At 39.9% G+C, this 1,646-nt stretch carries 2 protein-coding genes; both read right to left on the reverse strand.

Annotation, left to right across the window (positions count from 1 at the left end; genetic code table 11):
* Positions 1-137: 137 nt before the first annotated feature.
* Positions 138-776, reverse strand: coding sequence for a Uma2 family endonuclease (locus AC3DU7_RS07030; RefSeq protein WP_488038642.1), 639 nt, complete (start codon positions 774-776; stop codon positions 138-140).
* Positions 777-1,013: 237 nt separating this feature from the next.
* Positions 1,014-1,646, reverse strand: a 633-nt coding sequence (locus AC3DU7_RS07035; RefSeq protein ID WP_488038643.1) for a proton-conducting transporter transmembrane domain-containing protein, incomplete at its 5' end; no start/stop codon positions are given.

Here is a 1,646-nt window from a genome sequence, read left to right on the forward strand (position 1 = left end):
AATTCTCTGATTTTGAGAGGTGAAATGCCGATACAAATTTACAGTTTCCTGATGTTTTGATTCATTTTTATAGTGCAGAGTTAACCATACCCATGTATCTACAAACAGTTTTATTTGTGTTAGTCTACTACTGGACTCTAACTCATTTTCTTCCTCAACTCTCTTAGCATTTTACTGCTACCCATCGTTAATACCTGGTTGACTAAATTAGGAATTAATTCTAAGATAGGTAAATTGGGAAAAGTAGGACTGATAGATGATTCTACATATAATCCATCGGTAAAAACCTGAATCGTGAATTTTTCTTCAGTATAAATCCATAATTCTGGAACTGCTAAAGCTTCATAAGCATCAAGAGTAGTTTTGGATGTAACATCTACCTCAATAGCTAAATCTGGAGGTGGATCTACAGTCAGATCTATCCTCATTCGAGAGCGCATTTTTTGAGCGTTTTGGATATAAAAACAAGTATCAGGTTCTAGACCGACTTTTTTAGCTTTTTTCCTAAAGGTTGTTGAACCGAACTCTTCCCAGTCTCGCTCTTGACTATCCAGCAATACTTTCACAATATCACTAATAATTCGGTGCGGTCGTTCGTGAGCAAGAAGAGGAGACATAATGGTTAAAGTTTCTTGACTGTAAGCGACTCGTGTCTTGATTCCGTTAGCTTCTTTTTCTTCTAGAAATGCTTCAAACTGTTCCCAGGTTAAGTCATTTAGGGTAATGAGACTACCTGGGTTAAGCTCAATTTTGTTAATGGGTATGGTGACTGTCATTTCAGTAATTTTATTGTTATCTAATTTCGACAATAGCAATACAAATGTAGGTTGGGTTGAACGGAGTGAAACCCAACAATAGTAAGGTTTTGTTGGGTTTATCCTGCGGATAAGCTCCGAATATAGAACTTCCTCTATCGAACCTACGCCTATTGTTGGGTTTATCCTAACGGATAAGCTGCGCTAACGTTCCTCAACCCAACCTACGCTTAATCTAAATTATTCAAATACCCCGCCCTACTTAATCGCAGGCGCACGCATCAATAACTCAGACTCACTCTTTAACGCCACCTCCCCAGATTCTATCAACGTTGGTACAGCATCTCGCAACCGCGCTGTCAACTGTACTGTTGTCGCATCATAAATCTGAGTCACAATCTTGGGATACAAACCAATACCAATAATTGGCACTAACAAACAACCGATAATAAACACCTCACGAGGTTCGGCATCCTTGAGAACTTCATGTTCTACTAACTCCTTATTCTCAGGGCCGTACAAAATCTCCCGCAACATGGACAACAGATAAATCGGAGTCAAAATCACTCCCACTGCAGCCAAGAATATTGCCAACACCTTGAAAGTTGGATTATAAGCATCACTGGTGGCAAAACCAATAAATATCATCACCTCTGCCACAAACCCACTCATTCCAGGTAATGCCAAAGATGCCATCGAACAAGTCGTCCACATCGCGAAGACCTTCTTCATCTTCTTACCGACACCACCCATTTCATCCAGTATTAAAGTATGGGTACGGTCATAAGTAGCTCCCACTAAGAAGAATAAACTCGCCCCAATTAAACCGTGGGAAATCATTTGCAGTACAGCTCCACTCATACCAATGTTGGTAAATGAAGCCATACCAAT

The sequence above is a fragment of the Okeania sp. genome (genome assembly GCF_983059655.1).